Source organism: uncultured Paracoccus sp., from assembly GCF_947496875.1.
Classification (GTDB): domain Bacteria; phylum Pseudomonadota; class Alphaproteobacteria; order Rhodobacterales; family Rhodobacteraceae; genus Paracoccus.
In genome coordinates, this window is sequence record NZ_CANMEH010000002.1 from 161,816 (window position 1) to 188,307 (window position 26,492).

At 67.6% G+C, this 26,492-nt stretch carries 28 protein-coding genes and 1 pseudogene; 15 read left to right on the forward strand and 14 right to left on the reverse strand.

Features of this window, described 5'->3' with window-relative positions; genetic code table 11:
• The first annotated feature begins 1 nt into the window (after nucleotide 1).
• The 5 genes from Q0938_RS02995 to Q0938_RS03015 all read left to right on the forward strand — a co-directional run bounded on the left by Q0938_RS02995 (nucleotide 2) and on the right by Q0938_RS03015 (nucleotide 4,881).
• Complete coding sequence (locus Q0938_RS02995) at nucleotides 2-1,411, forward strand: YdiU family protein (RefSeq protein WP_299358987.1); 1,410 nt, start codon at nucleotides 2-4, stop codon at nucleotides 1,409-1,411.
• A 40-nt stretch (nucleotides 1,412-1,451) separates the two neighbouring features.
• Nucleotides 1,452-2,195: an endonuclease/exonuclease/phosphatase family protein gene (locus tag Q0938_RS03000; RefSeq protein WP_299358989.1), complete on the forward strand. Its 744-nt coding sequence runs from the start codon at nucleotides 1,452-1,454 to the stop codon at nucleotides 2,193-2,195.
• 105 nt (nucleotides 2,196-2,300) lie between these two features.
• A complete protein-coding gene (eno, locus tag Q0938_RS03005; protein WP_299358991.1) occupies nucleotides 2,301-3,578 on the forward strand; it encodes a phosphopyruvate hydratase in 1,278 nt (425 codons plus the stop codon).
• A 47-nt stretch (nucleotides 3,579-3,625) separates the two neighbouring features.
• The gene (locus Q0938_RS03010; RefSeq protein WP_299358993.1) at nucleotides 3,626-4,189 is read left to right on the forward strand and encodes a nitroreductase; all 564 of its coding nucleotides are present in this window, start codon (nucleotides 3,626-3,628) and stop codon (nucleotides 4,187-4,189) included.
• Nucleotides 4,186-4,881 (forward strand): EI24 domain-containing protein, encoded by a 696-nt coding sequence (locus Q0938_RS03015; RefSeq protein ID WP_299358995.1) that lies wholly within the window; start codon nucleotides 4,186-4,188, stop codon nucleotides 4,879-4,881. Before Q0938_RS03010 ends, Q0938_RS03015 begins: the two co-directional genes overlap by 4 nt.
• On the opposite strand, the gene Q0938_RS03020 is transcribed toward Q0938_RS03015, so the two are convergent.
• Nucleotides 4,862-5,131, reverse strand: a complete 270-nt coding sequence (locus Q0938_RS03020; protein ID WP_299358996.1) for a DUF1467 family protein — start codon at nucleotides 5,129-5,131, stop codon at nucleotides 4,862-4,864. The genes Q0938_RS03015 and Q0938_RS03020 overlap by 20 nt on opposite strands.
• 1 nt (nucleotide 5,132) lies before the next feature.
• Nucleotides 5,133-5,537: a methylmalonyl-CoA epimerase gene (mce, locus tag Q0938_RS03025; RefSeq protein ID WP_299358998.1), complete on the reverse strand. Its 405-nt coding sequence runs from the start codon at nucleotides 5,535-5,537 to the stop codon at nucleotides 5,133-5,135.
• 156 nt (nucleotides 5,538-5,693) lie between these two features.
• On the opposite strand from mce, the gene Q0938_RS03030 reads away from it, so the two are divergent.
• Nucleotides 5,694-6,425: a response regulator gene (locus tag Q0938_RS03030; protein WP_299359000.1), complete on the forward strand. Its 732-nt coding sequence runs from the start codon at nucleotides 5,694-5,696 to the stop codon at nucleotides 6,423-6,425.
• Between the two features lie 36 nt (nucleotides 6,426-6,461).
• On the opposite strand, the pseudogene Q0938_RS03035 reads toward Q0938_RS03030, so the two are convergent.
• Together Q0938_RS03035 and aspS are read right to left on the reverse strand one after the other, a co-directional pair.
• Nucleotides 6,462-6,724, reverse strand: a pseudogene (locus Q0938_RS03035) (twin-arginine translocation pathway signal); the annotation flags it as partial.
• Nucleotides 6,725-6,766: 42 nt separating this feature from the next.
• A complete protein-coding gene (gene aspS / locus Q0938_RS03040; RefSeq protein ID WP_299359001.1) occupies nucleotides 6,767-8,545 on the reverse strand; it encodes an aspartate--tRNA ligase in 1,779 nt (592 codons plus the stop codon).
• A gap of 86 nt (nucleotides 8,546-8,631) precedes the next feature.
• Between aspS and Q0938_RS03045 the strand changes: the two genes are divergently transcribed.
• Entirely contained in the window at nucleotides 8,632-8,970 is a 339-nt protein-coding gene (locus Q0938_RS03045; RefSeq protein ID WP_299359003.1) for a DUF3147 family protein, read from the forward strand.
• Here the strand turns inward: Q0938_RS03045 and Q0938_RS03050 are convergent.
• The 3 genes from Q0938_RS03050 to Q0938_RS03060 all read right to left on the reverse strand — a co-directional run bounded on the left by Q0938_RS03050 (nucleotide 8,967) and on the right by Q0938_RS03060 (nucleotide 11,919).
• Nucleotides 8,967-9,635 carry a CPBP family intramembrane glutamic endopeptidase gene (locus Q0938_RS03050; RefSeq protein WP_299359005.1) on the reverse strand — a complete coding sequence of 223 codons (669 nt, stop codon included), beginning with the start codon at nucleotides 9,633-9,635 and terminating at the stop codon, nucleotides 8,967-8,969. The genes Q0938_RS03045 and Q0938_RS03050 overlap by 4 nt on opposite strands.
• A complete protein-coding gene (locus tag Q0938_RS03055; protein WP_299359007.1) occupies nucleotides 9,608-10,405 on the reverse strand; it encodes a GH25 family lysozyme in 798 nt (265 codons plus the stop codon). The genes Q0938_RS03050 and Q0938_RS03055 overlap by 28 nt, the downstream gene beginning before the upstream one ends.
• A 134-nt stretch (nucleotides 10,406-10,539) precedes the next feature.
• Entirely contained in the window at nucleotides 10,540-11,919 is a 1,380-nt protein-coding gene (locus Q0938_RS03060; RefSeq protein ID WP_299359009.1) for an FAD-linked oxidase C-terminal domain-containing protein, read from the reverse strand.
• Nucleotides 11,920-12,072: 153 nt separating this feature from the next.
• On the opposite strand from Q0938_RS03060, the gene Q0938_RS03065 reads away from it, so the two are divergent.
• Nucleotides 12,073-12,627, forward strand: a complete 555-nt coding sequence (locus Q0938_RS03065; protein WP_299359011.1) for a YeeE/YedE thiosulfate transporter family protein — start codon at nucleotides 12,073-12,075, stop codon at nucleotides 12,625-12,627.
• A gap of 10 nt (nucleotides 12,628-12,637) precedes the next feature.
• The gene (locus Q0938_RS03070; protein WP_299359013.1) at nucleotides 12,638-13,228 is read left to right on the forward strand and encodes a YeeE/YedE thiosulfate transporter family protein; all 591 of its coding nucleotides are present in this window, start codon (nucleotides 12,638-12,640) and stop codon (nucleotides 13,226-13,228) included.
• Between the two features lie 46 nt (nucleotides 13,229-13,274).
• Here Q0938_RS03070 and Q0938_RS03075 read toward each other — a convergent pair whose 3' ends face one another.
• Nucleotides 13,275-15,116 carry an aminopeptidase P family protein gene (locus tag Q0938_RS03075; RefSeq protein WP_299359015.1) on the reverse strand — a complete coding sequence of 614 codons (1,842 nt, stop codon included), beginning with the start codon at nucleotides 15,114-15,116 and terminating at the stop codon, nucleotides 13,275-13,277.
• A gap of 46 nt (nucleotides 15,117-15,162) precedes the next feature.
• Nucleotides 15,163-17,031, reverse strand: a complete 1,869-nt coding sequence (gene cobT / locus Q0938_RS03080; protein ID WP_299359017.1) for a cobaltochelatase subunit CobT — start codon at nucleotides 17,029-17,031, stop codon at nucleotides 15,163-15,165.
• Between the two features lie 201 nt (nucleotides 17,032-17,232).
• Between cobT and Q0938_RS03085 the strand changes: the two genes are divergently transcribed.
• Nucleotides 17,233-17,823 carry a hypothetical protein gene (locus tag Q0938_RS03085; RefSeq protein WP_299359019.1) on the forward strand — a complete coding sequence of 197 codons (591 nt, stop codon included), beginning with the start codon at nucleotides 17,233-17,235 and terminating at the stop codon, nucleotides 17,821-17,823.
• Nucleotides 17,824-17,838: 15 nt separating this feature from the next.
• On the opposite strand, the gene cobS is transcribed toward Q0938_RS03085, so the two are convergent.
• Nucleotides 17,839-18,816, reverse strand: a complete 978-nt coding sequence (cobS, locus tag Q0938_RS03090) for a cobaltochelatase subunit CobS (RefSeq protein ID WP_299359021.1) — start codon at nucleotides 18,814-18,816, stop codon at nucleotides 17,839-17,841.
• 134 nt (nucleotides 18,817-18,950) lie between these two features.
• Between cobS and Q0938_RS03095 the strand changes: the two genes are divergently transcribed.
• Both Q0938_RS03095 and Q0938_RS03100 read left to right on the forward strand, forming a co-directional pair.
• Nucleotides 18,951-19,925 carry a DUF808 domain-containing protein gene (locus Q0938_RS03095; protein ID WP_299359023.1) on the forward strand — a complete coding sequence of 325 codons (975 nt, stop codon included), beginning with the start codon at nucleotides 18,951-18,953 and terminating at the stop codon, nucleotides 19,923-19,925.
• A 215-nt stretch (nucleotides 19,926-20,140) separates the two neighbouring features.
• Entirely contained in the window at nucleotides 20,141-21,238 is a 1,098-nt protein-coding gene (locus tag Q0938_RS03100) for a DUF475 domain-containing protein (protein WP_299359025.1), read from the forward strand.
• Here Q0938_RS03100 and Q0938_RS03105 read toward each other — a convergent pair whose 3' ends face one another.
• Nucleotides 21,239-21,439 carry a CsbD family protein gene (locus tag Q0938_RS03105; protein ID WP_299359027.1) on the reverse strand — a complete coding sequence of 67 codons (201 nt, stop codon included), beginning with the start codon at nucleotides 21,437-21,439 and terminating at the stop codon, nucleotides 21,239-21,241.
• A 132-nt stretch (nucleotides 21,440-21,571) separates the two neighbouring features.
• Between Q0938_RS03105 and hisD the strand changes: the two genes are divergently transcribed.
• From hisD to Q0938_RS03120, 3 genes are read left to right on the forward strand one after another with little or no spacing between them, the layout of a single operon-like run.
• Entirely contained in the window at nucleotides 21,572-22,885 is a 1,314-nt protein-coding gene (gene hisD, locus Q0938_RS03110) for a histidinol dehydrogenase (RefSeq protein ID WP_299359029.1), read from the forward strand.
• Nucleotides 22,882-23,358, forward strand: coding sequence for a UPF0262 family protein (locus tag Q0938_RS03115; protein WP_299359030.1), 477 nt, complete (start codon nucleotides 22,882-22,884; stop codon nucleotides 23,356-23,358). Before hisD ends, Q0938_RS03115 begins: the two co-directional genes overlap by 4 nt.
• A gap of 1 nt (nucleotide 23,359) precedes the next feature.
• Nucleotides 23,360-23,815: a low molecular weight phosphatase family protein gene (locus tag Q0938_RS03120; RefSeq protein WP_299359032.1), complete on the forward strand. Its 456-nt coding sequence runs from the start codon at nucleotides 23,360-23,362 to the stop codon at nucleotides 23,813-23,815.
• Between the two features lie 90 nt (nucleotides 23,816-23,905).
• Here Q0938_RS03120 and hisH read toward each other — a convergent pair whose 3' ends face one another.
• The 3 genes from hisH to Q0938_RS03135 form a co-directional block, all read right to left on the reverse strand.
• A complete protein-coding gene (gene hisH / locus Q0938_RS03125) occupies nucleotides 23,906-24,544 on the reverse strand; it encodes an imidazole glycerol phosphate synthase subunit HisH (protein ID WP_299359035.1) in 639 nt (212 codons plus the stop codon).
• A complete protein-coding gene (gene hisB, locus Q0938_RS03130) occupies nucleotides 24,544-25,131 on the reverse strand; it encodes an imidazoleglycerol-phosphate dehydratase HisB (RefSeq protein ID WP_299359037.1) in 588 nt (195 codons plus the stop codon). Before hisB ends, hisH begins: the two co-directional genes overlap by 1 nt.
• 100 nt (nucleotides 25,132-25,231) lie before the next feature.
• A complete protein-coding gene (locus tag Q0938_RS03135; protein WP_366942728.1) occupies nucleotides 25,232-26,389 on the reverse strand; it encodes a hypothetical protein in 1,158 nt (385 codons plus the stop codon).
• Nucleotides 26,390-26,492: the final 103 nt, after the last annotated feature.

The following is a 26,492-nucleotide window of genomic DNA, read 5'->3' on the forward strand; positions in this document are numbered from 1 at the left end:
CATGACAGCACCTCGGTTCGACAACAGCTATGCCCGACTCGGTTCCGGGTTCTTTTCCCGCACCGCGCCGACGCCGGTGCCCCAGCCGGAGTTGATCGCGCTCAATCGCGACCTCGCCCTTCGCCTCGGACTGGACGCCGACTGGCTGTCCGGACCCGATGGCGTGGCGATGCTGGCCGGCAACGCCCTGCCCGACGGGGCGGAACCCATAGCCCAGGCCTATGCCGGACATCAGTTCGGCGGGCTGTCGCCGCAACTGGGCGACGGTCGCGCGGTGCTGCTGGGCGAAGTCGTGGCGCCGGACGGCGCACGGTTCGACGTGCAGCTGAAAGGGTCCGGGCCGACCCCGTTTTCACGCCGGGGCGATGGCCGGGCATGGCTGGGCCCGGTGCTGCGCGAATATCTCGTCAGCGAGTTCATGGCCGCAATGGGCGTGCCCACCACGCGAGCCCTGGCCGCCGTGACCACTGGCGAGCCGGTGTGGCGGGAGACCGCCCTGCCCGGCGCCGTCCTGACCCGCGTGGCGTCAAGCCATGTGCGGGTCGGCACGTTCGAGTTCTTCGCGATCCGCGGGGATACCGACCGGCTGCGGGCACTGACCGAGCACGTGATCGCGCGGCACTACCCGGACGCGGGCGACGCGCTGGGGATGCTCAGGGGCGTGGTGGCGCGCCAGGCCGAGACGGTGGCACAGTGGATGGCCCTGGGGTTCATCCACGGCGTGATGAACACCGACAACATGGCCGTGTCGGGGGAAACCATCGACTATGGCCCCTGCGCCTTCATGGACGCCTATCATCCCGAGACGGTGTTTTCGTCGATCGACCGGGGCGGGCGCTATGCCTGGGCGGAACAGCCCCGGGTGGCGGTCTGGAACCTTGCGCAGCTGGCCAGCTGCCTCATTCCGCTAATGGGTGAGCAGGAAAGCGCGATCAGGGACGCGACCGAGGTCGTGCATGGATTTCCGGGCCTCTACCAGGCGGCCTGGCTGCGCCGTTTCGGGGACAAGCTCGGGATTGCCGATGCGACCGAGGGCGATCGCCCGCTGATCGAACGGCTGCTCGATCTCATGGCCGCGCAGCAGGCCGATTTCACCCGGGTGTTCCACGGGCTTGCCGCGGATACGGCCGCGGCCGAGTTCAGCGATCCGGCGCCGTTCCGCGACTGGCAGGCGGACTGGCGCGCCCGCAAGCCCGATCTGGATCTGGCTGCACGGACGAACCCGGTCCGGATCCCGCGCAATCACCGCATCCAGCAGGCGATCGACGCGGGTCTGACCGGGGATTTCGCCCTGTTCCACCGGCTGGCGCTCGCCTGGACTGCCCCGTTCGACACCCGCGCGGAATGGGAAGACTTGGCCGCGGCGCCCGCCCCGGGCGAGGAGGTTCGATTGACCTTCTGCGGTACCTGAGGCTGGCAGCCGATCGATTCCCTGTGGCAGACTGGCCGGCATGATCCTGCGACTGGCAAGCTATAACCTGCACAAGTGCCGTGGCCTGACGGGGCCGCATGCGCCCGAGCGCAACCTCGCGGTCATTGCTGACCTGAAGGCCGACATCGTCGCTCTGCAAGAGGTCGATTTCCGGTTTGGTGCCCGGCCCGAGGCGCTGCCGCGCGCGCTGATCCGCGAGGTCACCGGCCTTGTCCCCGCGCCCCATCTGGGCACCACCGCGCTGTCGCTGGGCTGGCACGGCCAGACCGTGCTGCTGCGCCCCGAGCTTGCGGCCGAGGCACGGCTGCGGCGGCTGCCGCTGCCCGGCATCGAACCGCGCGGCGCGCTGGCCGTGATTCTGCCGACGCTGACCATCGTGGCCGTGCATCTGGGGCTGGCCCGCTCGTCCCGTCGGGCGCAGTTGCAGCGGCTGATCGCCAAGGCCACCCGGATCGGGGGCGAGGCCGTGGTCCTGACCGGCGATTTCAACGAATGGCGCGACGACCGCGGGCTCGAATCGCTCAAGCCGTTTACCGTGGTCGCGCCGGGGCCCAGCTGGCCCGCACCGTTCCCGCAGTTGCGATATGACCGGATCGCGGTATCGCCGGCACTGGATGTGACCGACTGTTCCGTCTTCGATTCCGCGCTGGCCCGGCGCGCTTCCGACCATCTGCCGATCTGGGCGGATCTGGAACCGGCGGCGCAGGCCGGCCGCGCGACCGGCGCCAGCGACGGGATCCCCGACGCGTCTGCGTTCGGGTAGAATGCGCCGCGCCTCCGTTTGCCTCGCGTCGCGTTTCGCGGCTTTCCCTGTGGGGCGGCCGGGGCTAGAACCCGCCAAACCTGATCGCCAATACTCGGAGCGCCCATGACCGCCATCATCGACATCTTCGCCCGTGAAATCCTCGACAGCCGCGGCAACCCCACGGTCGAGGTCGATGTGACGCTCGAGGACGGCACCATGGGCCGGGCCGCGGTGCCCTCCGGCGCGTCCACCGGCGCCCACGAGGCAGTCGAAAAGCGCGACGGCGACAAGGCGCGCTACCTGGGTAAGGGCGTGCTGGAGGCCGTGGCCGCGGTGAACGGCGAGCTGGCCGAGAACTTGGTGGGCGAGGACGCAACCGAACAGCTGGCCATCGACCGCATGATGATCGAGCTGGACGGCACCCCGAACAAGGGCCGTCTGGGGGCCAACGCGATCCTGGGCGTGTCGCTGGCGGTCGCCAAGGCCGCCGCCGAGGCGACGGCGCAGCCGCTGTACCGCTATGTCGGCGGCACCGCTGCACGGATCCTGCCGGTGCCGATGATGAACATCATCAACGGCGGCGAACATGCCGACAACCCGATCGACATCCAGGAATTCATGATCATGCCGGTCGCCGCCGGCAACATGCGCGACGCCGTCCGGGTGGGATCGGAAGTGTTCCACACCCTCAAGAAGGAACTGTCCGCGGCCGGCCTTGCCACCGGTGTCGGCGACGAGGGGGGATTTGCGCCGAACCTGACCTCGACCCGCGATGCGCTGGATTTCATCCTGCGTTCGATCGAGAAGGCGGGCTACAGGCCGGGCGACGACATCATGCTGGCGCTGGACTGCGCGTCGACCGAATACTTCAAGGGCGGCAGATACGAAATCAGCGGCGAGGGCCTGTCCCTGACCCCGGCCGAGAATGTCGATTATCTGGCAAGCCTCTGCGCCGACTATCCGATCCTGTCGATCGAGGACGGCTGCTCCGAGGATGACTGGGAGGGCTGGAAGCTGCTGACCGACCGCCTGGGCGGCAGCGTGCAACTGGTCGGCGACGACCTGTTTGTGACCAACCCGGCTCGCCTGGCCGAAGGTATCACCAAGGGCTGCGGCAATTCGCTGCTGGTCAAGGTCAACCAGATCGGCACGCTGTCCGAAACGCTGGACGCCGTACGGATGGCCGATCGCGCCGGATATACCAGTGTCATGTCGCATCGGTCGGGCGAGACCGAGGACTCGACGATCGCCGATCTCGCGGTGGCGACGAATTGCGGACAGATCAAGACCGGCTCGCTGGCACGGTCCGACCGGCTGGCAAAGTACAACCAGCTGATCCGGATCGAGGAAATGCTGGGGGCGACGGCGGAGTATGCCGGTAGGTCGATCCTGCGCGGCTGAAGCCCGCGGCGCAAGCCGACGCGACCCCCTTATCGAGAGGAGCGACCATGCACCACGATCCCCTGAGCTTTCTGCGCCAGCGCCGGTCCCATCCACCCAGGACGCTGCAGCCGCCCGCCCCGGACCGGGAGGAACTGACCGACCTGCTGACGCTGGCGGCGCGGGTGCCGGATCATGGCAAGCTGGAGCCGTGGCGGTTCGTGGTCCTGGAACGCCCCGCCCTCGAACGGCTGGCACCGCTGCTGGCCGATCACGTCACGCGGACCGGGGGGGACGCGGCAGCCGCGCAGAAGGCGCGCGATGCGTTCGGGTCGCCCCTGATCGTGGCGGTCGTGTCGTCCCCCAAGGACCATCCCAAGGTTCCAGAATGGGAACAGTTCCTGTCCGCCGGCGCGGTATGCCTGTCCCTGCTCAACGGTGCTCTGGCCGCGGGCTATGGCGCATCCTGGCTGACCGGGCCCGCCGCCGAGCCGGATTTTGCCCGCGCGCATCTGGGATTGCAGCAAGGTGAACGGATCGTCGGGTTCATCCATATCGGCACCCGCGGCAGTGCCGAGATACCCGATCGGCCCCGTCCCGACGTGGCGTCGCGCACGACCTACCTTTCATGACCGCTGCGGTCCTCGCGCTGATCCGCGGCTGGCTCGACCTGCTGCGTCCGCGCATCTTCCGGGTTCTCGCGCTGGGGGTCGGGCTGACCCTGCTGCTGTTCGTGGTTCTGCAGGTGGCGGTGTTCTGGGCCATCCGCGCGATCGGCCCCGATCAGCTGACCCTGCCATGGGTCGGCCCGATCGAGATCGGCTCCGCCCTGTCATGGGGATCCCTGGCATTGTTCCCGGTCCTGGGCTTCTTCTTGATGGCGCCGGTCGCGGCAGGATTCGCGGGTCTGTTCACCGAACAGGTGGCCGACACTGTCGAGGCGGTGCATTATCCGGCAGATCGGGGGCGTTCCGGTGACTTCGCCGACGGTGTGCTGGAATCGCTAGCCGTTGTTGCCGCGGCGCTGGGGGTTGCCGTCGGCCTGCTGGTCCTGACTCCGCTGATCGGCCCGCTCGCCCCGGTCGCATTCTATCTGGCCAACGGGTGGCTGCTGGGTCGCGAGTTCTTTCAGATGGCCACGCGTCGACATCTTCCGGACGACCGCGCCGCCGACTTGCGGCGCAGGCGCGGGGTTGCGGTCACGCTGCTGGGCGTGGGGGTCGCGGTGCTGCTGACGATCCCGGTGCTGAACATCGCGGTACCGGTGCTGGCCGCCGCGTCATTCACCCATCTGTTCCACCTGGTCAGGCGCCCGGGCGATTGAAGTTCCGCATGTCGTCCCGGGTGATGATGTCGCCCAGGATGACCCAGGCGATCACCGCAAATATCAGCGTGGCCAACAGGGTCGCCCACAGCGCCTTGCGCAGCAGCTGGGGATCGTGCGGCGCCCCGGCGGGCGTGCCCGGGACCACCTCGCCCGCGTCTTCCTGGCTGCGATGTCCGAGGGGCAGCATCAGGAACAGGCACAGGAACCACAGTGTCACATAAAGAACCAGGCCGCCGGTGATCGACATCTCAGACCTGTTCCAGTTCGATCAGGCAGCCGTCGAAATCCTTGGGATGCAGGAACAGGACGGGCTTTCCATGCGCCCCGATCCGCGGTTCCCCGTCGCCCAGCACCCGCGCGCCGCCGGCCTTCATCTGGTCGCGTGCAGAAAGGATGTCGTCCACTTCGAAACACATGTGGTGGATGCCGCCTGCCGGATTCTTGTCGAGAAACCCGAGGATCGGGCTGTCTTCGCCCAGGGGGTACAGCAATTCGATCTTGGTGTTGGGCAGTTCGATGAACACCACGGTGACGCCGTGATCGGGTTCGTCCTGCGGATCGCGGACCGTCGCCCCCAGCGTGTCGCGATAGCGCGCAGCCGCTGCCTGCAGGTCGGGAACGGCAATCGCGACGTGATTCAGACGACCAATCATGCTGGTTTCTCCTTTGGCGTGGCCCGCTTCTAGGCCGCACCGAGGCGGGGGAAAAGGGGCCGCGGATCGCAGTCGCGTTAACGGGGCATTAGGTCGCGCGACATAGGGTCTGACCTCAGCGATTCGTCGGTGCCGTGCGAAAGGAGCTTGCCGCCCATGGACGACAGGAATGCCCCGGTCACGAAAGATCCTGCGCCGAAGGGTCGAGGCACCGTTCGCGACCGCCCGCTGACCGGACTGACGGTCCTGGTGGTGGAGGATTCCCGTTTCGCGTCCGAAGCATTGCGGCTGTTGTGCCTGCGTTCGGGTGCGCGCATCCGGCGCGCCGACAGCCTGCGATCGGCCGGGCGCCACATGCTGTCGCACCGTCCGGCCGTGGCGGTCGTCGATGTGGGCCTGCCGGACGGCAGCGGTGCAGAGCTGATCAGAACCTGGGCGGAGACCGGCCGCCGGGTGCCGGTGCTGCTGGGCATGTCGGGTGACCCCGACAACGAGGCCGTGGCAATGGCCGCCGGTGCCGACGGGTTCCTGCTGAAGCCGGTCGAGAGCCTGGCGGTGTTCCAGCAGGCCATCCTGTCGAAGCTGCCGCCCGAGGACCGCCCCGCCGGACCGCGTCTCGTGGCCGACGAGACCATCATTCCCGACAGTGGCGCGTTGCGCGACGATCTGGTCCACGTGGCCGAGGTTCTGGCGGCATCCGACACGACCGAGTCGATCGACTACATCGCCCGCTTCCTTGCCGGGGTGGCGCGGTCGTCGCACGATCCCGGCCTGACCGACGCGGCAAGCGCGCTCGCCCGCGATCATTCGGCCGGGCGGGCCCTGGCAGCCGACCTGGCGCGGGTCAGCGGGATGGTCCAGGACCGGCTGTCAGCTGCCAACCGCTGATCCCGCCGTGGGCCGAGCACGCGGCTGCCGGGCATTTCAGCCCAGCAAGCCCGGATCGCGCCCCAGATCCAGTCTCGGAAAGATCGTCCGTTCGATCATCCCTGCATCCGTCCCGAACAACCCCCGCATGGCCCAGCCCGCATAGGCGCGCACGTCGCGTCGGCATCAAGTCGCGCTGCTGATAGAGCGCATTATCCGCCAGACCCGGCCAGTCGCCGATCACCCGGGCGGACTGCCCCGCCCGCGAAAAGCAGCGCGCCCCCCGTGCCATGGTCCGTCCCGGCGGACCCGTTCTCGCGCCGGGGCGCATGTCACGGTTGGCTGAGCGACCGCGGGGCCGATCAGCTTTCCCGCGGCAGCACCCGCAGCCGCAATTCGCGCAGCTGTTCGTTCGTGGGCTCGCTAGGCGCCCCCATCATCAGGTCCTCGGCGCGCTGGTTCATCGGGAACATGATGACCTCGCGGATGTTCACCTCGTCGGCCAGCAACATCACGATGCGGTCGATCCCCGCCGCGCAGCCGCCGTGCGGGGGCGCACCATAGCGGAACGCCTTGACCATGCCGCCGAACCGCTTTTCGACCTCGTCGCGTCCGTATCCCGCGATCTCGAAGGCCTTGAACATGATCTCGGGCTTGTGGTTGCGGATGGCGCCGCTGACCAGCTCGTAGCCGTTGCAGGCAAGGTCGTATTGATAGCCGAGCACCTGCAGCGGATCGCCGGCCAGCGCGTCCATTCCGCCCTGCGGCATCGAGAACGGGTTGTGGCTGAAGTCGATGCGGCCGTCCTCGCCCCTCTCGTACATCGGGAAGTCCACGATCCAGGCGAACCTGAACTGGTCTTCGTCGATCAGGCCCAACTCGCGCCCGATTTCGGTCCGCGCGCGGCCGGCGACGGCCTCGAAGGTCTCGGGCTTGCCGCCGAGGAAGAACACGGCGTCGCCCTGATCCAGAGCCAGGGCAGTGCGGAGGGCCTCGGTCTGCTCAGCGCCAAGCGCCTTGGCAACGGGGCCTGCGGCCTCGGTGGTCCCGTCATCGGCCTTGCGCCAGAAGATATACCCCATCCCGGGCAGCCCCTGCTGCTGCGCAAAGGCGTTCATCCGGTCCGCGAACTTGCGCGATCCGCCGCCCGGCGCCGGGATGGCGCGGACCTCAGTCCCCTCCTGCTCCAGCAGCTTGGCGAAGATGCCGAAGCCACTGCCGCGGAAATGGTCGGATACGTCCACCATCTCGATCGGGTTGCGCAGGTCGGGCTTGTCGGTGCCGTATTTCCGCATCGACTCGGCGTAGGGGATGCGCGGCCAGTCGGGATCGACCCGGCGGCCGCCACCGAATTCCTCGAACAACCCCTGGATCACCGGCTGTACGGCCGTGAACACGTCCTCCTGCTCGACGAAGCTCATCTCGACGTCGAGCTGATAGAAATCCGTCGGGCTGCGGTCGGCGCGCGGATCCTCGTCGCGGAAGCAGGGGGCGATCTGGAAATAGCGGTCGAATCCCGCGACCATGATCAGCTGCTTGAACTGCTGCGGCGCCTGCGGCAGCGCGTAGAAGCGGCCGGGATGCAGGCGCGACGGCACCAAGAAGTCGCGCGCGCCCTCGGGCGACGAGGCGGTGATGATCGGGGTCTGGAACTCGGTGAAGCCCGCATCCCACATCGCGTCGCGCAGCCATTTCACGACCCGCGACCGCAGCATGATGTTGTTGTGCAGGCTGTCGCGGCGCAGGTCGATGAAGCGATAGGCCAGCCGGGTTTCCTCAGGGTAGTCCTGATCGCCGAAGACCGGCAGCGGCAGGTCGTCTGCGGGGCCGAGCACCTCGACCGCGCTGGCATAGACCTCGATCTCGCCGGTGGGCAGCCGGGGATTGACCAGCGCGGCATTGCGCAGCTTGACCCGGCCGTCGATGCGGATGACGGTTTCGGCGCGCAGTCGCTCCAGCGTCGCAAAGGCGGGGCTGTCGCTGTCGGCGATGACCTGGGTGATGCCGTAATGATCGCGCAGGTCGATGAAGAGCACGCCGCCGTGGTCGCGGACCCGGTGCACCCACCCCGACAGACGGACCTGCGATCCGGCATCGGCGGCGGTCAGCTGGCCGCAGGTATGGCTGCGATAGGCGTTCATCATCGATCCCCTTGACGTCAGGCCCCGCATCAACCTTTTTGCACTTGCGAAGTCAAGGCGGCCACCAGAACCGGGAAATCGCAGCGATGGCGTATCTGATCCTGAAGGCTGCGATCTCGGGGGTCCTTGTCGCGCTCGCATCCGAGGTGGCGCGGCGACACGCCGGGCTGGGGGCGCTGATCGCATCGCTGCCGCTGGTGTCGGTGCTTGGCATGATCTGGCTGTGGCGCGACACGCATGACGCGGCGCGGCTGGCCGATCACGCGCAGGCCACGCTGTGGTATGTCGCGCCGTCCTTGCCGATGTTCCTGTTGATCCCGATGCTGCTGCGGAATGGCGCCGGATTCTGGGTCAGTCTGGGGGCGGGCTGCGTCCTGACGGTGGCGCTCTACCTGCTGGCCATGCGGATGCGGGGCGCCCTCTAGAACGGGCGCACCACGTTGCCCGACCAGAAGTACGCGCCCATTCCCACCGTGAACAGCACGTTCCCCGCGATCGCGTGCAGCACCCAGGCAGCCGGAAAGCCGCGCTTCAGATAGACGTCGGCAAAGATCCAGCCGCCGACAAAGGTCATCACCGCGACGACCGACGACCAGTACATCAGATGCGCCAGCGCAAAGATGCCGGCGTTGGTCAGGCGTGCCGCGCGCATGCTGGGAAACAGCGGCGCGTAGCGATGAAAGAACAGCACGCGGAAGATCAGTTCCTGCGGCAGGGCCGAAAAGAACGGGTAAAGCAGCCACAGCAGCGGCAGGAATCGCAGCCGCTGAGGTGAGAAGTCGGGGACGAAGCCCGGATGGGTGACGATCATGACCAGCCATCCCGTGGCGCCGACCAGGACCGCGAATGCCAGGGTGCGGCCCCACCGCACCCTGGCCCAGCCGGTGACCAGTTCGGACCACCGGAATTCCCCGGTCCACCAGATCAGCCCCAGCCCCACCAGCGTGAACCCGAACAGCGCGGCGAACAGCCGTTCGGGCTCCAGGAACACCGCGATGGCGAGCGGCGCCCCGACGAACAGCGCCAGGAACTCGGTCCACAGCGCCGTGCGCGACGGGGCCGTCAGCGCGACAGGTGGCTGTTCAGCCATTGCTGCCACTGGATCGCCGTGCCCGCAAACGCGTTCAGGTCCACATTGCCATTGAACCCGGGCGCGGTGCCGGTGCCGGAGTACTGCCAGAACGTCCAGCGCTGTCCCGGGTAGGTGCTGCGCGGGTGATCGGCCACCGAGCGCAGCCAGAATTCTGCCGGAAGCTGCCTCAGGTCGGCCTCCCTGTAGAAATCCACGGTCGTGTAGACGATCGGCCGCTGGCCGTAATACTGCTGCAGCGCCGACATGAAGATCCCCACCTCGCGGTGGATCTCGGCGGGGGACGGGCGAAAGCGGCAGGTACGCGAGGTGTGGACCCATTCCAGGTCGACAACCGGCGGCAGCGTGCCGCGTTCCCGCGGGACATTAGCGATGAACCAAGCCGCCTGTTCCGCGCCCGAGCGGCAGAAGTAATAGAAATGATAGGCGCCGCGCGGCATGCCGACCGCGCGGGTCTGTTCCCAGTAGCGGCGAAATGCAGGGTCGGCGTGGTCACCCCCTTCGGTGGCCTTGAGGAAGGCAAAGCTGATCCCGGCCTGCCGGGCCCGCGCCCAGTCGACCTGCCCCTGATAGCGCGACACGTCGACGCCGTGGACCGGCAGGTTGTAGGGATGGCCGCTGGTCCAGACATGCGGCTTTGTATCGCCCAGCTGCGGGACCGCGCCGCCGATATAGCTGCCCGGCACCGGACCGACGGGGCCGCGGGGCCCGCCACATGCCGCAAGCACTGCCAGCGACAGGACCGCCGCCACCTTCAATAGCCTTCTCACGCCTCTATGTCCCTGTCCGCTCGTTTCTTGTTGGGGCTTTGTCACATGGTCGCGACGTGATCATCCAGCCGCCCGTGCGCGGGAACGATCACGAACGCGTCAGCAACCTGCGGTTGTGAACGGGCGACGCCCGTTCAGTTCATGTCGGGGACCAGCTTGCCCGGATTCAGGATGTTGTTGGGGTCGAGGGCCTGCTTGATCGCCGCCATCACCTGCCAGCCTTCGCCATGCTGGGCCTGCATCAGACCCCGCTTGCCCAGGCCGATGCCGTGCTCGCCGCTGATCGTTCCACCGACCGCCATGGCGCGTTCGGCCATCCGGCCGGCGATCGCCTTCGCGGTGGCCAGTTCTGCCTCGCTCTCGGGGTCGATCAGCATCAGCGTGTGGAAATTGCCGTCGCCGACATGGCCCACGATGTCGCCGATCACCCCCTCGGCCGCCATGTCGGCGGCGGCCGCACTGACCTGCCCCGGCAGTTCCGTCATCGGCACGCAGATGTCCGTCACCACCCCGGTTGCGCCCGGCCGCAGCTTGAGACTCGCCCAGTACGAGGCGTGCCGTGCCGCCCACAGGCGGTTGCGATCCTCGAGGCTGGTGGCCCAGGTGAACCCGGTCCCGTGGCATTCATCGGCGAGGGCGCCGAACGCCTCGGCATCGGCCTTGACGGATTCCGGGCTGCCGTTGAACTCGATCATCAGGTGGGGCGCCAGCGGATAGTCGCTGCCCAGATGCAGGTTCACGGCCTTCATCGCCATCGGGTCCATGAACTCGATCCGGGCCATGGGGATGCCCGACTGCATGGTCATCGCCACGCAGTTCACCGCGTCTTCCAGCGTGGGAAAGGCACAGACACCTGCCGCGACTTCCTCGGGCTGGCCATGCAGGCGCAGCGTCAGTTCGGTGATCAGGCCCAGCGTGCCTTCCGATCCGACGACCAAGGCGGTCAGGTCATAACCGTTGCTGGATTTCGCCGCCCTTGTGCCGGTGCGGATCACCCGCCCATCGGCCAGCACCACCTCCAGCGCCAGGACGTTCTGGCGCATGGTGCCGTAACGTACCGCGGTGGTGCCGCTGGCCCGTGTGGCCGCCATGCCACCCAGTGTGGCATTCGCGCCCGGATCAACCGGGAACATCAGCCCGGTGGTGCGAAGCTCCTGGTTCAGGGCCTCGCGCGTCACGCCGGGCTGAACGACGGCCAGCATGTCGCCCGGACGGACCTCCAGCACCTTGTCCATGCGGGTCAGGTCCATCGTCAGCCCGCCCCGCACCGCCAGGGCGTGACCCTCCAGCGAGGTTCCGGCGCCCCATCCGATCACCGGGACCCGGTGATCGTTGCAAATGCGCAGCACCGCCGACACCTCGGCCGTGGTCAGCGGCCAGGCGACGGCATCGGGCGGCGGGGCGCGGTGAAAGGTTTCCGATCCCCCATGCTGTTCGCGGTCGCTGTCCAGGGTGGACAGACGATCGCCGAGAACGGCGCGCAGGTCGGACAGGACATGGTCGGGGATGGGCAAGGCGCTCTCCGCTTCGGACAGGACAGCGCAGCATCGCGCGACATGGGCCGCTGTTCAAGCGGACAAGCCCGGTCGGACCTGAGCACACGAGACAGATTGACGGGTTCGTCGGCGATGTGATATTCATAGTACAGAATATGACAGGAGATGCTCATGACCCTCGATTGGAAAAGCGGAGGCGTCCTGCTGGGCCTCGTGTTCTTCCTGGCCTTCTTGCTCGTGAAACCCATCGGCGTGTCCACCCAGTTCGTGGTCGCCGACGGCGTGATCTGGGACATGCTGAACCCGTCGCTGGTGGTGACCGGCGCGGATGGCACGGCCTCGTCGGCGGTGACCTATATCGACAAGAACGCCTCGAAGATCGCCAACCCGCTGAACTACGACTTCATCTTCGTGCTGGTGATGATCCTCGGCGCGGCCGCGTCCACCCTGGCGCGCGGCGGGCTCAGCCGTGAGGAGCGTCGGGTGCCTGCCCTGTGGGCCGCGAACCACGGCAACGATGCCACCAAGCGGTTCCTCGTGGCGTTCGCATCCGGGTTCATCGTGCTGTTCGGGGCGCGGCTCGCGGATGGCTGCACCTCGGGCAACATGATGAGCGGCATGGGCCAGACGGCCCTGTCGGGCTACATCTTCACGCTGGGTGCGTTCGCCGCGGCGATCCCGACCGCGATCGCGCTGTTCCCCCGCGACACCAGCCCCAATACCTGAGGAGAAACCGATGCAAATCGTTCTTGCAATCATTCTGGGCGCGGCATTCGGCGCAGTGCTCGACCGCATCGGCGCCACGAATCCCAGCATCCTGAACCGCATGCTGGCGCTGCGCGACCTGCGCCTGGCCAAGGCGATCATGCTGGGGATCGGGGTCTTCTCGATCCTGACCTTCGCCGGCCAGATGCTCGGCCTCGTTGATGTCGGACACATGTCGGTCAAGGCGGCCAACGCCGGCGTGTTCCTGGGCGGCGTCCTGCTGGGAATCGGCTGGGCCGTCTCGGGGTACTGCCCCGGCACCGCGGTCTGTGCGGTGGGTGCGGGCCGGCGCGATGCGATCGGCTATGTGTTCGGCGGGCTGCTGGGCGCGCTGGCATTCACGCTGGTCTACGACGCGGTCACCGCCATGGGCCTGCTGGACGGCATCGCCGGCGGCAAGGTGACGCTGGGTCCGGTGCCCGGATCGGAATATGGCGGCGTGCTGAACATCCGCGGCGACGTGCTGGGCATCATCATGGGCCTGATCTTCGTCGCGGTGGCGTTCGTGCTGCCGGAACGGCTGCGCCCTGCCCCCGTCGTGGGTGAACCCGTTCGCGCCTGATCAGAACCGGACTGCTGCAAAAGTGCCCCGCCGAGAGGCGGGGCACTCACGTTTGAAGCACAGCGTGAAGCGGCGCCGTCGCCCTGTGCAGCCATGCCCGCAGATCAGCTGGCACCAGCGGGTCCAGCCGTTCACGGACCACAGCATGATAGCTGTCGAGCCAGTCGATTTCAGCCGGGCTCAGCATATTTCGGTCGATCAACCGTCGGTCAAACGGCACAAAGGTCAGCGTCGCGAACCCGAGCATGTCGCGCCCGTCGGGACTGTCGGCGGGTTGCACGGCGATCAGGTTTTCCAGGCGGATGCCCCATTCCCCCTCACGGTAGTAGCCGGGTTCGTTGGAAAATATCATCCCCGGTTCCAGCGGAATGTCCGACCGGCGCGAGATCCGGGCCGGGCCTTCGTGCACGCACAGCGCCGCCCCGACGCCGTGGCCGGTGCCGTGATCGAAGTCGAGACCGGCGGTCCACAGCGGTGCCCGCGCCACGGCTTCGATGTCGCGCCCCGACAGCCCGCGGGGAAAGCGCAACCGGCTGAGCGCGATCAGCCCCTGCAGAACCCGGGTAAAGGGATCCCGCGCGGCGTCCGGCACCGACCCGATCGGCAGCGTGCGGGTGATGTCCGTGGTGCCGTCCGGGTACTGCCCGCCCGAGTCGAGCAGCAGCAGGTCACCGGGTTGCACGGTGCGGTTCGTGGCCTCGGTCACCCGGTAATGCACGATGGCGCCGTTGGGCCCCGATCCGCAGATCGTGTCAAAGCTGATGTCGATGCAGCCCGCCTCGCGCCGGAATCCCTCCAGCGTACGGACCACGTCGATTTCCGTGAACGCCCCGGGGGTCTGGCTGTCGAGCCAGGCGAGAATTCGGACCATCGCGACGGCGTCGCGGAGTTGGGCGGCGCGCATGCCCGAAAGCTCGGCGGCGGTCTTTCGCGCCTTGGGCAGCGCAACGGGATCGGGCGCCTCGGCGATCGCGATTCCCGCCCCTTCAAGCAGCCGGAAGACCTGCTCGGGTGCGGTCTGCGGGTCCAGCCGGACCGGACCGGTCAGCGACACCAGCGTATCGGCCAGCCGGTCCGGCGGGGCGATCATCACGTCGGCCCCAAGATGATCGCGCAGATCATCGTGGATTTTGGCCCGATCGACGAACAGCGTGGCGCGCCCGTCATGTCCCAGAATAGCGAAGGCCTGGACCACCGGATTGCGCGGAATGTCCGAACCGCGGATGTTCAGCAGCCAGGCAATCGAGTCCGGCTGCGTAAGGACGGTTGCGCGCTGGTCCGCCTCGGCCAGCACCGCGGCGATCTGCGCGCGACGCTGCTGTGCGGTCGCGCCTGCAAGATCATCCGGATGACGTCGGGCGCGGCCACATGGCGGGGCCGGTCGGTCGGACCAGATGGCATCGACCGGGTTGTCGGTGCCGACCAGAGCGACGCCGGCCTTGTCCAGCCGTTCGCGCAGCGCACTGATCTCGGCCCGGGTGTGCAGCCACGGATCGAACCCGAGGCGGCCGCCGCCAGGTAAGGCATCGGCCACCCAGTCCGCCGCCGTCGTTTCGGGCCAGTTCACAGGTACGAACAGGGCGGGATCGGTTTCCGCACGGACCTGGACGCGATAGCGGCCGTCAACGAAGACCGCCGCCCTGTCGGCGGTGACGACTGCAAAGCCCGCGCTGCCCGAGAACCCGGTGAGCCAGCGCAGGCGCGCATCGCAGTCGGCGACGTATTCGCCCTGATGCGCGTCAGCCCGCGGCACGATCACGGCGTCGAGTCCCTGCGCGGCCATGCGCGCGCGCAGTGCCCCCACCCGTGGGGCCGCAACGGCAGGACTGCTCGGCGCGGAGAAATCCTGAAAGGCCGTGTCCTCCGGCGATCCGGCGCCGGTCCTCATGCCACCTATCGCAGCTTCGCCCGCCGCCCGAACCATCGGCCCGTCCTCAGCCAAAGCGGCGGCCCTGTCCCGCCATCGCGCGGGCGCGTTTGCGGGGATCGCTTTCGAACAGCGCGGCGAGTTGTTCGGTGATCGCGCCCGCCAGCTGTTCGGCGTCGGTGATGGTCACCGCCCGGTTGTAATAGCGGGTCACGTCGTGGCCGATCCCGATGGCGATCAGTTCGACCTGCTTTCGACGTTCGACCATCGCGATGACGTCGCGCAGGTGCTTTTCAAGATAATTGGCGGGATTCACCGACAGGGTGCTGTCGTCGACCGGGGCGCCGTCGGAGATCACCATCAGGATCTTGCGGGCTTCGGCGCGCCGGACCATCCGGCGATGCGCCCATTCCAGCGCCTCGCCGTCGATGTTCTCCTTCAGCAGGCCTTCCTTCATCATCAGCCCGAGGTTCGGACGAACCCGCCGCCAGGGCGCGTCGGCGCTCTTGTAGATGATGTGGCGCAGATCGTTCAGGCGGCCGGGGCCGGCGGGACGCCCGGCCTTCAGCCAGTCCTCGCGCGACAACCCGCCCTTCCATGCGCGGGTCGTGAACCCCAGGATCTCGACCTTGACCGAACAGCGTTCCAGCGTGCGCGCCAGCACATCGGCGCAGATTGCGGCGATGCTGATCGGGCGCCCCCGCATCGAGCCCGAGTTGTCCAGAAGCAGGGTCACCACCGTGTCGCGGAACTCGGTGTCCTTCTCGACCTTGAAGCTCAGCGGCGTGGTCGGATTGGCAACGACGCGGGCCAGGCGGCCGGCATCCAGAACCCCCTCTTCCTTGTCGAATTCCCAGCTGCGGTTCTGCTGTGCCTGCAAGCGGCGCTGCAGCTTGTTGGCAAGCCGGGACACGGCCCCGCGCAGCGGGTCCAGCTGCTTGTCCAGATAGGCGCGCAGGCGTTCCAGTTCGGCCGGCTCGGCCAGATCCTCGGCCCTGATCTCCTCGTCATGGGCCTGGGTAAACACGGCATAGTCGGGATTGGCCTCGCTGACCGGGGGCGGCAGGTCCGGGGGCATGTCGCTGTCGGACATCTCGGCATCATCGGCCAGCTCGTCCTCGGACTGCTCGTCCATGCTGACCTGGGCCTGACGCTCGTCCTGGGTTCGTTCCTGGCTCTGCTCGGGGCTGGCTTCGGCGTCGTCGCCCTCATCCTGCTGCTGGGACTGCTCCTGGCCGGAATCATCCTGCTCCTGCTCGGCGTTCTCGTCGGCCTCATCCTCGGGCTCGTCCGGGTCGTCGCCCAACTGGTCGCCATAGCCGAGATCCGCGATCAGGCGCCGGGACAGCCGCGCAAAGGCGCCCTGGTCGTCCAGCGAATGGGCGGCGGCATCCAGCGTGTCGCCGCCCTGCTGTTCGACGAACGGTCGCCACAGATCGGCCACGTGCTGTGCTGCCTGGGGCAGCGGTCGCCCGGTTGCCGCCTGCCGGACCAGATAGCCGGCCGCCACCGCCAGCGGCACGTCGGACGCCTGTCGCACTTGGCCGTAGCCCTTGCGCTCTGCCTCGGCGCCCATGCGGGCGTCGATGTTGGACAGGGCACCCGGCATGTCGCGCGCCCCCAGCGCCTCGCACCGCGCCGTCTCCATCGCCTCGTACAATTCGCGCGCGACCGGGCCCGAGGGGGTGTAGCGGGCGTGGGTCGCCGCGTCGTGGTGGCGGATCTTCATCGCCATGGCATCGGCGGCGCCGCGCGCCATCAGCACTTCGTCCCGGCTCATCCGCCGGCTGACCTGCGGCAGCCGCATCGTGTCGCCGGAAAAGCCCGACGGATCGGCCGTGAAGGTCACGTTCAGTTCGTGCTCCTCGGCGAGCGCGCGCGTCGCCTCGGTCAGCGCCTTCTTGAACGGATCGGCGGGGTTGTCGGTCTTTTTCATGCGGTGCTCGGGCGCGGCTCGGGGATGTCAGGGGCGGCGGTGCGGGCGTTGGTCCAAGCCCGACAAGCGACAGGACGGCCGCTGGAGATCGCGGCGGCATGAACCCTTGTCCGACATGTCGGGCGCCGTGTCGAGAGGTCGCGGCGGAACCGGTCGGGCGTCCCGCGACGTTGAGGCAGCAGCACCAAGAAGGAGACGCCGATGACTGCGCATTTCGCTCGCCCGACTCGCCTGCTGGCAGCTGCGTGCCTTGCATTCGTGCTACACGGCGGGGCCGCCGCTCTGGCAGAGACGGGGAGCCCCGCGCCCGCGCCGCAGCCAGTGCTGAATGCCGGGCCGGGCTGCGCGAAGGACGTCAGGCAGGCCTATAATGACGGCTTTCTGCACGGCGTGGATGCAATTAGGGCGCAGCTGGCGCAGGCAACCGCAACGATGCAGACGCAGGTACAGGCGCAGGTGAACGCGCAGCTGAAACAGCTGCAACAGCAGTCGGCGGCAGAACTCGACACCCGTATCGCGGCCGCGCAGGAACGGGCGCTGGAGGAGCAGGCAAACGCCGGAGCGGGCGCGACGATCCCGAAGGACGCCAGGATGCCGTCACTGACCGGAACGCTGCAAAGCCTGGACGCAGACACGGCGCGGGGCACAGCGGAACCCCGCGAGCGCACCGCGTCGCCGGCAAGCGATGGTGGCCCGGCATCCCTGCCGCCCGGCAGCACCCTGACCATCACCGATCCGCAGAACCTGCCCCCGGACCTCTATCGGGCGCTGATGGAGTACGCCGCGCAGTGACGGAAAAGGCGACCGTCAGCCTGCCTTGGCAACGGCGCTTTCCGGCAGTTCCTCATCGAACAGGCGCTGGTAGAATTCGGCCACCGTTTGCCGTTCCAGTTCGTCGCACTTGTTCAGGAACGTCAGGCGGAACGCATAGCCGATGCTGTCGAAGATCCGGCTGTTCTGCGCCCAGCTGATGACGGTGCGGGGCGACATGACGGTGGACAGGTCGCCCTGCATGAACGCCGTCCGGGTCAGATCGGCCAGGGTGACCATCTGCCCGACCATCTTGCGACCCTTGTCGGTGTTCATCTGCGGCACCTTGGCCAGCACGATCGCCGTTTCGGCATCGTGGCTGAGATAGTTCAGCGTGGCGACCAGCGACCAGCGGTCCATCTGGCCCTGGTTGATCTGCTGGGTGCCGTGATACAGGCCGGTGGTGTCGCCCAGGCCCACGGTGTTGGCGGTGGCGAACAGCCGGAAATACGGGTTCGGGGTGATGACCTCGTTCTGATCCAGCAGGGTCAGCTTGCCGTCGGCCTCCAGCACGCGCTGGATCACGAACATCACGTCGGCGCGTCCGGCGTCGTATTCGTCAAAGACGATCGCGGTCGGGTTGCGCAGCGCCCACGGCAGGATTCCCTCGTGGAACACCGTCACCTGCTTGCCGCCGACGAGCTTGATCGCATCCTTGCCGATCAGGTCGATCCGGCTGACGTGACTGTCCAGGTTCACCCGCACGCAGGGCCAGTTCAGCCGCGCCGCCACTTGCTCGATATGCGTGGATTTTCCGGTGCCGTGATAGCCCTGGATCATCACCCGGCGATTATAGGCGAAGCCCGCGAGAATGGCCAAGGTCGTGTCGGGATCGAACTTGTACGTCGTGTCCAGATCGGGCACCCGATCGGTGCGCTCGGCAAAGCCCTTGACCTTCATGTCGCTGTCCAGGCCGAAGACATCACGAAGGTCGATCTCTTCGGTGGGTTTCGCGTGTTCGTCCAGATCGGCCATCATCCCGTCCTTTCGCCTATCCTCCCGGGTCATGGAGGATAAGCAATCTGCGTGCAAGCTGAGAACCCGATGCGGCTCTTGCGCGTTCCGCCAGTCGCGGGACAGTATGACACGAAGATGCACAAGGGGCAGGGATGAGCGGACTGATTGCATTGCTGGACGACGTCGCGGGGATCGCGAAAGTCGCCGCGGCCTCTGTGGACGACGTTGCCGGCATGTCGGCCAAGGCGGGAATGAAGGCCGCCGGCGCGGTGATCGACGACGCCGCCGTGACCCCGAAATACGTCCATGGGTTCGACGCCAGCCGCGAACTGCCGATCGTGCTGAAGATCGCCCGCGGGTCGATCGTGAACAAGGTCGCCATCCTGCTGCCCGTCGCGCTTCTGCTCAGCGTGTTCGCGCCGTGGCTGATCACGCCGCTGCTGATGTTGGGCGGCTGCTATCTGTGCTTCGAGGGGGCCGAGAAGGTCTGGCACGCGATCAGCGGCGCGACGCACGAGGACGCGACGCATGACGTGGACGGGGGCGACAAGGCGCATCTGGAAGAGTCCAAGGTGAAGGGGGCGATCAAGACCGACTTCATCCTGTCGGCCGAGATCATGACCATCGCGCTGGCGACCATCCCCGCGGAACAGAGCCTGTGGATGAAGGCGCTGGTCCTGCTGGCGGTGGCGATAGGCATAACCATCGCCGTGTACGGTTCGGTGGCGCTGATCGTGAAGGCCGACGATTACGGTCTGTCACTGGCGAAGACGCGCGAGGGGTTCCTGGAAGCCGCCGGCAAGCGGATCGTCAAGATCATGCCGGGGTTCATGAAGGCGCTGACGATCGTGGGCACGGCCGCGATGCTGTGGGTGGGCGGCAACATCGTGCTGCACGGCCTCGACGTGCTTGGATTTTCCACCCCGTACGACACGATCCACCACTGGTCCGAGGGCGCGTCCCATGCAGCCCCCGAGTCGCTTTCGGGGATCATCGGATGGGCGGTCACCGCGTTCTTCGACGGCGTATTCGGGCTGGCTCTGGGACTGCTGCTGATCCCCGTCGCCACCCGTGTCGTCAGCCCGCTGATCGGCGCGGTCACCGGAAGCGAAGCCAAGGCCCATTGAGCGCACGCCGGCCGCCGGCCGGATCGGAACGGACGGGGATGTGCGCCCGAGAAGGCCCATGAAGCGCCTCGCCAGAGCGTCGCCCCCCTCACGATCTCACGGGCAAACGCGTGACCTGCACTCCCGGCAGGTCGGGGATGCGCTGACCCCCGCGCCCTTGCCCCCCGTCGGGGCTGCCCCTATCTGGGCCGGATCAAGTCGATCAGGGAACCGTCATGCGCACCACATTGCAGTACATGAAGTGGCCCTTCATCGTCACGGTTGCAGGACTGATCCTGTCCGCCGCGCTGGGGTGGCAGTTTTCCGGCACCATCGCCGGCACGCTGTCGTTCTTCCTGATCGCTGCCGTCCTTGCCGTCCTGGAAATCTCGCTGTCCTTCGACAATGCGATCGTGAACGCGCAGAAGCTCAGGACGATGTCGCCCGTGTGGCAGCGGCGATTCCTGACCTGGGGGATCATCATCGCCGTATTCGGCATGCGGATCATCTTTCCGCTGCTGATCGTCGTCATTGCCGCGCAGGTGGGCCCCTGGGCCGCGATGAAACTCGCCGCAACCGATCCGGTTCGCTACGCCGAACTGATCGGCGACGCCCATCTGCCGATCGCCGCGTTCGGCGGGTCGTTCCTGATGCTCGTCGCGCTGAACTACTTCTTCGACCAGTCGAAGGACGTCCACTGGATCGAGGGGCTGGAGCGCCGCCTGCGCTCGGTCGGCAGCATCCGCGGCATGGAGGTGGGCTTCGTGCTGGTCTTCGTGCTGCTGTTCACCATCCTTCTCCCGCTGCCGGATGAGGCGCGGTTCATGTTTGCCGCCATGTGGGGGATCGTCACCTATCTGGCGGTCGACGCGCTGGGTCACGTCCTCGACCGCTGGGGTCAGAGCAGCGCTAACGCGGCCGGTCAAGCGGGACTGGGCGGGTTCCTGTATCTGGAGGTGCTCGACGCCTCGTTCAGCTTCGACGGGGTGATCGGGGCCTTTGCGCTGACCCAGAACCTGTTCCTGATCGCCATCGGACTAGGCATCGGTGCGATGTATGTCCGGTCCATGACGGTGATGCTGGTCGAACGCGGCACGCTTGCCGAGTTCCGTTTTCTGGAACACGGCGCGTTCTGGTCGATCCTGATCCTATCGGTGGTCATGTTCGCCCAGAGCATGTGGCACATCCCCGAGGTGATCACGGGCCTTGGCGGTGCTTTCGTGATCGGTCTGTCGTTCGTGTCGTCGCTGCGCTGGAACAGGAAGAACGGCCAACCGGACATGGAAAGGGGCGCCGTGGAGGGCGCCCCTGGATCGTTCATCAGTTCGGACTGATCACATGTGACGACGGAAGAAGTCGTTCATCTTCTCGTCGGCATCCGTCTTGGTCCAGCCATAGCGTTCCTGCAGCTTGCCGGACATGCGGTCGCGATCACCGGCGATCTGCGTCAACTCGTCGTCGGTCAGGTCGCCCCATTCCTGTTTCACGGACCCCTTGAGCTGGTCCCATTTCCCCTTGATGACATCCCAGTTCATGTCGAACTCCTGTGTTGGTTCATTCGCATACCAACTCGTTCAACCCGCTGGCGGTTCCGCCGCCGGCACCCGGCCGCTTGAGGCCCGGGCGGGCAGTCGCTAACAGGGGTTGACCCGCAGAAAGGCCTTGCCATGCCCGCGACGCTATCCACCGCCGATGCCGCGTTCGAGCAGCAGTTCGCTGCGCTGCTGGCGGTCAAGCGAGAGGACGCGGCCGATGTCGGCGCCGCGGTGGCGACGATCATCGCCGATGTGCGAAAGCGCCGCGATGCGGCGCTGGTCGATCTCACGAATCGCTTTGACGGAGTGGATCTGACGGCGGACGAGCTGCGCCTGCCGGATGATCTGATCGCGTCTGCCGCCGCACGGGTTCCGGCCGATCAGGCAGACGCGCTTGATCTCGCCGCGGCACGGATCCGCAGCTATCATCAGCGCCAGATGCCGACGGATGAAAGCTGGACCGACGGCATCGGCGCGGAACTGGGCTGGCGCTGGACGCCGGTCCGGGCGGCTGGTCTGTATGTGCCTGGCGGGCAGGCCAGCTATCCTTCGTCTGTCCTGATGAATGCCATCCCTGCGCGCGTGGCCGGGGTCGAACGGCTGGTGGTCTGCGTGCCGACGCCGGGCGGTGTGATCAACCCGCTGGTGATGCATGCGTGTCGGCTCGCCGGGGTCGACGAGGTCTATCGCATCGGCGGCGCACAGGCGATCGCGGCGCTTGCCTATGGCACCGATACGATCGCCCCCGTGGACAAGATCACCGGCCCCGGCAATGCCTATGTCGCCGCTGCCAAGGCACAGGTCTTCGGCCGCGTGGGGATCGACATGATCGCGGGCCCGTCCGAGGTCCTGATCATCGCGCAGGGCGCGCAGAATCCCGACTGGCTGGCGCTCGACCTGCTCGCTCAGGCCGAACACGATGCCGATGCCCAGTCGGTCCTGATCACCCCCGATGCCGACCTTGCAGCCGCGGTGCGGCAGGCCGTCGACCGGCTGATCCCTACCCTGCCCCGGGCGGAAATTGCCGGCGCAAGCTGGCGCGATCACGGCGCGATCATCCTGTGCCGGGATCTGGTCGAGGCCGCTGCGCTCAGCGATCGGATCGCGCCGGAACACCTGGAACTCTGCGTCGACGATCCCGAGGCGCTGGCGGCGCAGACCCGCCATGCCGGCGCGATCTTCATGGGCAGCTGGACGCCCGAGGCGGCCGGCGACTATGTCAGCGGCCCGAACCATGTGCTGCCGACCGCGCGCTCTGCCCGCTTCTCGTCCGGGCTGTCGGTCATGGATTTCCTGAAACGCACGACGCTGTCCCGGCTGAACCCCGCCGCGCTGGCCGCGATCGGGCCCGCCGCCGTGACTCTGGCCAGCGCCGAGGGTCTGTCGGCGCACGCCAGATCCGTTGCGGTCCGGCTGGACTTACTCAACGACAGGGGCGCCGCATGACCCGGCTGATCCGCATCGCCATCGACGACAGCGCCCTGCCCCCGGCCACCCCCGAGATGGAGCAGGAGCGGCGGGTCGCGATCTTCGACCTGCTCGAGGATAACAGCTTTACCCTGCCCGGCCGCGACGGTGTGGCGCCCGCGCCTGGCCCCTATGCGCTGCTGCTGGCGGTGCGGGACCGGCGCCTGGTCTTCGAGGTGACGACCGAGGCGGGCGAGCTTGTCGCCGAGTTCCACCTGGCGATGTCGCCCTTCCGTCAGGCGGTAAAGGATTACTTCCAGATATGCGAAAGCTACTTCGACGCGGTGAAGAAGCTGCCGACGGCGCAGATCGAGGCGATCGACATGGCCCGGCGCGGCATCCACAACGAGGGCGCCCGGACGCTGATGGAACGGCTGGACGGCAAGGCCGAGATCGACATCGACACCGCCCGCCGCCTGTTCACCCTTGTCTGTGCCCTGCTCGCCGACTGACATGGCGGACAGCTTCCCGGGCTCGGTCCTGTTCTGCTGCGATCACAATTCCATCCGCTCGCCCATGGCGGAGGGGATGATGAAGCAGTTCTATGGGCGGCGGGCCTATGTTCAATCCGCCGGAATCCGGAACGACATGGAAATCGACGGGTTCGCCGTGGCCGTCTGCGACGAGCTTGGCGTCGAACTTGGCCGGCACCGGACCCGCAGCTTCGAGGAAATGCGCGACTGGGGCGATGATCTGGCCCAGTTCGACCTGATCATCGCGCTCAGCCCGGCCAGTCAGCGTCACGCGCTGGAACTGACGCGCACGTCGCATGTTGCGGTGGAGTACTGGCCGATCATGGATCCCACGGGCCTTGCAGAGGGCCGGGATGCCAAGCTGGCAGCATACCGCATGACCCGCGACCAGATCCGCAAACGGATGATCGACCGGTTCGGCCCGCCGCAGCATTGAAGCGCATCAGCGACTGGCCGGGCGCGCTGCGCCAGCGGCGTCAGCCAGCCCTGTTCATCCCGGCCGCGGCCAGCGGCCGTATCGGTGACCTTACGGCGACCATTCCAGAAAGTTGCGGATGATCCGCAGCCCGACCTGCTGGGATTTTTCAGGGTGGAACTGGGTCCCGACGATGTTGTCGCGGCCGATCACGGCGGTCACGGGTCCACCGTAGTCAACGGTAGCGAGCAGGGTTGACGGGTCGGCCGGCATGAACTGCCAGCCGTGAACGAAATAGGCGTGGTCCCCCGTGGCGATCCCCGACAGAACCGGGTGGGGCTGCAGGATCTTCAGGTCGTTCCAGCCCATATGCGGAACCTTCAGCGCCGGATCTGCCGGCTCGATCGCCCGGATCTCTCCCGCAATCCAGCCGAGCCCCGGCGTTTCGCCATGCTCGAAGCCGCGGTCGGCGAGCAGTTGCATGCCAACGCAGATCCCCATGAACGGCACGGCGCGGCGCAGGACTGCGTCGTCCAGCGCCTCTCGCAGGCCGGGCTGGGCATCGAAGGCTGCCCGACAAGCGGGGAATGCGCCGTCGCCCGGCAGCACGATCCGGTCCGCCCGGCGCACCGCGTCCGGATCGGCCGTGACCTCGACACGGTCGACGCCCACCTCGCGGCCCATGCGGGCGAACGCCTTTTCGGCCGAATGCAGGTTGCCGCTGTCATAGTCGATCAGCACCACCCGCATCACAGCGCACCTTTTGTCGACGGGACGTCATCGGCGCGGCGGGGGTCCTGTTCCACCGCCTCGCGCAAGGCGCGGGCCACCGCCTTGAAGGCGGCCTCTGCGATGTGGTGCGCATTGATGCCGTGGATCAGGTCCACGTGCAGGGTGATGCCCCCATGGGTCGACAGGGCCTGGAAGAACTCGCGCACCAGTTCGGTGTCGAAGCTGCCGATCTTGGGTGCCGCGAACGGCAGGTTCCACACCAGATAGGGGCGTCCCGACAGGTCCAGCGCCGCCCGCACCAGCGTATCGTCCATAGGCAGGTGGCAGCTGCCATAGCGGCGGATCCCGCGCTTGTCGCCCAGCGCGCGCGCCAGCGCCTGCCCCAGGGCGATCCCGGTGTCCTCGACGGTGTGATGGTCGTCGATATGCAGGTCACCGGTTGCCGCGATCTCCATGTCGATCACCGAGTGGCGGGAGAGCTGATCCAGCATGTGATCGAAAAATCCGACCCCTGTCCGGTTGGCGAAGCGGCCGGTCCCATCGAGGTCGATCGTCACCGTGATATCCGTCTCCGCGGTCTGACGGGTCAACGTCGCGCGTCGCATGGCGGTCCCCATTTGCAAGCTCTGGTCCGCTTACAGGATGGATCAGCCCGGCGGCAAGCAGGCGCCACGACCGATCAGACGAGCCAGAGCGACGCGGCCTTCAGCTTCTGACGGATGACCTGTTCGCGTGACGGCAACCGGGACCGGTCGAACGCGGGCGGATCAGGTCCCGTCCGTCGCCGCCGACAACCAGCCGATCCCAGGCGGGCCAGCCCGCCATAAGCGCCTGCAACGCCGACAGGCAGGCCAGCGCCTCGACCACCTCGACCGCGCTGTCGGGCGCCGCGGCATAGAGCAGGGGCAGCTTTCGCCAGTGCCACGCGACCGCGCCGTCCATGCCGGCAAATTCGGGCCCCGGCCGCCCGCCGCCAAGGCTGTGGATGACCAGGGGCAGGATCACCTGATCCAGCCAGGGCACAAGGGCCTGGGCCGCCAGCGCCTCGCCGGGATCACGCTGCAGGTCGGTCGCCCAGGTCAGGAAGCGCCGCCCGAACTCCGCCGGATCTGGCCCGCAGAACCAGCCCGCGTTGAAGTAGAGATATCGCTCCCAGTGGTCCTCGGGCTGGGACAAGTCGAGCGACGTGGCGAGGTCCAGCCCAAACCGGTCATACAGCGCGCTCCAGATTGCATTATAACCCGGGCCGTAAAGCGGCGGATCGGGCCATGTGCCTTCGCGGCGCATCGATGCGGTCGGGGGGCAACTACCGAGCGGCAGCCGGCCGATCGGCCCGGTGATGACCGTGTCGCTGTCCAGAAACAGGAACGGTTCGCCGGCGGGCAGCAGCGCCAGTGCCTCAATCTTGTTGCCGTGCGGATAGCTGTGCCCGAACGCGTGCGCATGCAGCGGCACGATCTCGGCCCCGAAGTCCGTCAAGGCGGCGCGGCCGGCGGCTGTCAGGCGAACATCCCGCCCCTGCCACGCGCCGGTGGGCTGCGGCTCGGCCACGATCAGCCGGCCCCGGAACCCGGGCGCGTTCCGGCGCAGGCTGGCGGCCAGCAACGCGGCCTCGCGCTCCAGCCGGCCCGCCTGCGCCACTGCGAGGATGTTGAAGACGGGCGTGGACTGGCGATCCGCGCGGGCGTGGTCCTGCAGCGTGCGCAACTCACCGCGCGTATGCGCGACGGCAGCACACGCAGCAGCCCCCGATCCTGCCTCGGTCCGGTCGGCCCGGCGCTCGCGCTCTGCCCGGGCGATCCGGTTCGCGGCACGCCGTGCCGCGCGGTCCGCCCGGTTCCGGGCCTTCCGTGTGGCGCGCAACGTCGCTGCGTCCTCAGCCGATGGGCCGATGGCCGGTCCGGCTGCACCGCCCCCTTGCGCACCGTGGCCGTGGACCGGCGGATAGTGCGGGACATCAGAGTTT